At 68.2% G+C, this 3,433-nt stretch carries 3 protein-coding genes; all 3 read right to left on the bottom strand.

Features of this window, described 5'->3' with window-relative positions:
• Nucleotides 1-119: 119 nt before the first annotated feature.
• From ASH02_RS03925 to ASH02_RS03915, 3 genes are read right to left on the bottom strand one after another with little or no spacing between them, the layout of a single operon-like run.
• The gene (locus ASH02_RS03925; protein WP_056680689.1) at nucleotides 120-1,109 is read right to left on the bottom strand and encodes a tyrosine-type recombinase/integrase; all 990 of its coding nucleotides are present in this window, start codon (nucleotides 1,107-1,109) and stop codon (nucleotides 120-122) included.
• Nucleotides 1,106-2,056: a tyrosine-type recombinase/integrase gene (locus ASH02_RS03920; RefSeq protein ID WP_056680693.1), complete on the bottom strand. Its 951-nt coding sequence runs from the start codon at nucleotides 2,054-2,056 to the stop codon at nucleotides 1,106-1,108. Before ASH02_RS03920 ends, ASH02_RS03925 begins: the two co-directional genes overlap by 4 nt.
• Nucleotides 2,053-3,234 carry a tyrosine-type recombinase/integrase gene (locus ASH02_RS03915; protein ID WP_235532554.1) on the bottom strand — a complete coding sequence of 394 codons (1,182 nt, stop codon included), beginning with the start codon at nucleotides 3,232-3,234 and terminating at the stop codon, nucleotides 2,053-2,055. Before ASH02_RS03915 ends, ASH02_RS03920 begins: the two co-directional genes overlap by 4 nt.
• Nucleotides 3,235-3,433: the final 199 nt, after the last annotated feature.

The raw sequence follows: 3,433 nt of genomic DNA, 5'->3' as shown, positions 1-3,433 counted from the left end.
TGGCCGACTTCAAATGCCGACGTCGGCATTTGAAGTCCTATGCCGACGTTCGAACTATGCCGATGTTGTCGGTGATGGCGTTTGACAGCTTGGCCTTCGGTGTTGAGAGGTCGGCATAGTCACAGCGCGGTGAGCCAGGCCAGGATGTCGGGTTCGGGCTTGTAGGTCCCGGGCTTGATGTCGGGTGGTCTCGTTCGGTCGATGGCGGCCTGCTTGATGGCCATGTCGGCGTGCAGGTAGGCGTCGGTGCTGTGGGTGTCGGCGTGTCCGAGCCAGAGCGCGATGACCGAGACGTCGACTCCGGCGGCGAGGAGATTCATCGCTGCGGTGTGCCTCAGGGTGTGCATCGTGACGTGCTTGGTCGCGAGGTTGGGGCAGGTGGTCGTGGCGGTGGCGAGGTGCTTGGCGAGGCGGTGCTCGAGGGCGTCACGCGACAGTGGCCATCCTTGGGGACCGCAGAACAGGGCCGTGCCGAGACGTGTGGCTCGTTCGGCGAGGTAGGCCTGCATGATGCCCAGGGTGGCTCGGGTCAACGGGGTGATGCGTTGGCGTCGTCCCTTGCCGGTGCAGGCGACGTGGGGGCCTGTGCCGAGGTGGATGTCGGCACGGGTCAGCGAACGGATCTCGCTGATTCGAAGCCCGGTCTGGACGGTGAGGGCCAGCAGGGCGTGGTCGCGTCGACCGGTCCAGGTGTTGGGGTCGGGCGCGGCGAGGAGTGCGTCGACCTCGGTGGTGGTGAGGAACTCGATGACGGGTCTGATGGTGCGCTTGGGTGGGATGGCGAGGACCTGGGTGATGGTGGCGGCGTGTTCGGGATGGTCCGGAAGGGCTCGGCCGAGCACGGAACGGATCGCGGTCAACCGAGCGTTGCGGGTCCTGGCGGCGTTGCCGCGTTCGTGCTCAAGTTGGTCGAGGAACCCGGACACGTTGGCGGCGGTGATGGCGTCGAAGTCGAGGGAGTCCGCGGGGACCCCCAACGTGGAGGCCAGGTGCTTGAGCAGCAGCCGCCAGGTGTCGCGGTAGGAGGCGATCGTGTGGGCGGACAAGTCGCGCTGATCGTGGGCGAAGGTGGTGAAGTAGGTCTGCAGGCTGGTGGCCAGGGCGTTCATGAGGGGTCTCCTTCGGGGTCGTGCTCGAGCAGGCCGGCGGCGCGGGCCATGAGCTCCCCGGTCGCGGTCAGATACCAGTAGGTGTGGGCGGCGTCGGAGTGCCCCAGCCAGGTGGCCAGCAGCGTGAGCACTCGTTCGGGGTCGCCGTGGTAGGCGTAGGCGGTGGTCATGTGCGCAGTGGCGAAGGTGTGCCTCAGGTCGTGCAGGCGGGGGCGTGCCCTTCCGCGCGGGGTGAGCCCGGCGGCCTCGCGAACCCGTTTGAACCGCGCCTGGAACGGTCCGTAGGCGTAGCTGGTTCCCTTGGAGGTCACGAAGACCGGACCGTGGGGGTCGGGGTGGGTGGCTGTTCGGGCAGGCAGGGCGATGTATTGCAGCAGGGCGGCCGTGGTCGTCGGGTGGATCGGGACCAGCCGTTCTGCTGACTTCGCTTCCTGGATTACCAGCAGGTCGTGGGCGGTGTCGATGTCGTCGACACGCAGGCGCAGGGCCTCGCCGATCCGCAGCCCCGTCGCAGCGAGCAGCCCGATAACGGTGCGCACGGTCGCGGCGATCCGCTCGTCGGTGAACGTCGTGTCGCAGGCGGCGAGCAAGGCGTCGATGTCGGCTTGGCTATAGATGAAGGGAACCGCCCGCGGCTTCCTGGCTGGCAGCAAACCGCTGGGGATCGCCGGGACGTCGACGCCGCTGGCGTTGAGGTGGTTGGCGAAGCGGCGGACCAGCGACAGCCGGGTGGCCCACCATGATGGATGCGCGTCGGGGTTGAGCCGCGCCCACCTCACGGCGTCGTCGATGGTGAAGGTCTGTGTCTGGCCGCGTGCCTCGAGCCAGGCGAGGAACAGGCCGACCTGCCGTTCGACGTCGTCGAGCTGGAACCCCAGGGCCCGTCGCATCGCCAGGTACTCATCCAGCCACTCGCGCAGCGTCGTCGGCGTCGTCGGTGTCGTCATCGCGGGACCTGTCCGAACGGCACGACCAGCTCACGCAGCGAGGCGAGGTCGACTTTCGCGTAGGCCATCGTGGTGGCGGCGTGGACGTGGCCCAGCAGCTCCTTCGCTTCGGTCAGGGAACCGCCCGAGGCCAGCACGCTCATCGCGGCGGTATGCCTGAGCCGGTGCGCGTAGATCGGGTCGATCCCCGCCAGGCCCGACAGCCGGGCGATGACGCCAGAGATCCCCGAGGTCGTCATCGCCTGGCGAGGCGCCTTCATCCGCACGAACACCGCCCTGTCCAGGGCAGGAGGCCGGTGCCGCAGCCACGCCTCCAACGCCTGGCCCACGTCGACAGGGAGCGGGAGCACGTGCTCGCGGCCCTTGCCGGTGACTTTGAACTGGCCGGTGGCCCAGTCGATATCGTTGAGCCTCAAGCCCGCTGCCTCACCAGCGCGCAGGCCCAGCCTCACCAGGACCAGGACGAGCGCCCGGTCCCTGGTCCCGATCGCCGTGGCGGGATCGCACGCCCCCAACAGTGCAGCGACCTGGTCGGCGCTCACGCCACGCGGCAAGGAACGCTTCGTTCCTGGGGGCTTCAGGATGCCAGGAGCAAGATCCCGGTCGATACGACCGGTGCTCAGCGCCCACCGCAGTAGGCACCGGACAGCGGTCACGATGTGCGCACGTGCGACAGCCCCGTAGCCACGTCCGCGCTCGGCGACGTAGGCGTTCACGAGGGGGACTTCAAGCCGACGCCATTCCAGGGCCCCGCCGTCGGTGGTCAGCGCGTCCAGGAGGCCGGCTGCGTAATGGACGCGGGCCGCGATGGTCTGCTCGGTCAGGCCGCCTTGGTCGCGCATCCAACCACGCCACTGCGCCACTGCAGCCGCAGCCGGCGTCGGGTGGCAGTCCTCGACCACCACAGAGCCCAGGTATCCGCTCGCCACAAGGAACCTGCGCATCGTCCCTCGGGCCCTCATCGCGGTGACGCAGACGACGTCCCTCGCGCGCTCCTCCTCCACGAACCTGGCGAGGAGCTCCTCCTCGATGTCCTCGACACCGGCACCGACCGTTCGCATCCACAAGCTGAGTCGGCCCAGCGCGTTCAGCACCCCGGCCGCCGAGCCCGGGGAGTAACCCTTGATGCTCAACCAGGCCGAGCACTCGCCCAGCACCGTCGGTGCCAAGGGGCCCACCGGAACCCGAGGAACCCGATCCGGGTACGACCGGGCTATCGCAGATCTCTTCGTCACGAACCACACCTCCAGACAGACACCCCGTGTCTGAAAGCGTGGCCACGACTACGCGACTATGCCGACCTTCCGAACCTCAGCATCACCGTTGACCTGCGCGACCGCTGAAATGGTCGGCATAGTTCCAAGGTCGGCATAGGAC

The organism is Nocardioides sp. Soil796, from assembly GCF_001429525.1.
In the GTDB taxonomy this organism is placed as follows: Bacteria; Actinomycetota; Actinomycetes; order Propionibacteriales; family Nocardioidaceae; genus Nocardioides.
The sequence above is the reverse complement of the archived record's forward strand: the minus strand, read 5'-3'. Positions and strand labels throughout refer to the sequence as shown.